This is a genomic window from Kosmotoga sp. (genome assembly GCF_982836095.1).
This window is the reverse complement of sequence record NZ_CEYIHJ010000217.1, coordinates 1,644-2,445: the sequence shown is the minus strand read 5'-3', so window position 1 is coordinate 2,445 and position 802 is coordinate 1,644. Positions and strand designations below refer to the sequence as shown.

1 protein-coding gene is annotated in these 802 nt (G+C 45.1%); it reads right to left on the bottom strand.

Annotation, left to right across the window (positions count from 1 at the left end; genetic code table 11):
• Positions 1 to 802, bottom strand: an 802-nt coding sequence (locus AC3LHT_RS10325) for a cell division FtsA domain-containing protein (protein ID WP_488662831.1), incomplete at both ends; no start/stop codon positions are given.

Genomic DNA, 802 nt, shown 5'->3' with positions numbered 1-802 from the left:
AGCTCGTATCATAAGTTCCAACACGCACGGGCATTTTCAATGATTCTATACCAGTATCACTCAATCCTCTGAGCTTCGCTCCACCACCGGTAAAAACAATCCCGCCGGGTATTCCCTCTTCAAGAAACTGATTATTTTCGCTTAGGAATAGCTGAACCTCTCTTCTGATTTTATTCAGCAATTCCTTGACTCTGGCATAAATAATCGTTGAGAGCTTTTTCACGGTCACTCTCTTTCTTGTGCGTTCATCGAGCCCAAAATACTCGACGATGCTTTCGGATGAGGGGGGGTGCATACTCGCATAGCCATTCGTAACAAGAAGCCTTTCCGCTTCATCCATTGAGGTGCCAAGCACCATGGCAATATCCCTTACAATATGCCGCACACCAACGGGGATTCTGCAGATATGCATGGGGAGGTTTTCTTTATAGATAACCATCTCAGAAAAAGCGTGCCCCAGGGTCACACAGGCTACTCCATGCTGCTTTTCGGTATCCGTAAGGACCGCTTCAGCGCCCGAAATAAGTGAAGGCAGCAACAGGAATTCGTCTGAGCCAAGAAGTTCTTCGAAAAGGCGCCTGAAAATCTCAGTTGTCCCACCTTCGCTGGAAACGAAGACCATCTCGAGATTGAGCTTCTTCGCAGACATGTCAACGGGATTGAATACCACCTTGTCATCATCAATGATGTATTTGCGAACATATCGTTTGTGGATGTTTAAATTTCCCTGAAGCTTCTTCTGAACGATATCAGCCATAATATCATCTATAGTAGCAGAGAATACTTCTAACTTATTATCAGC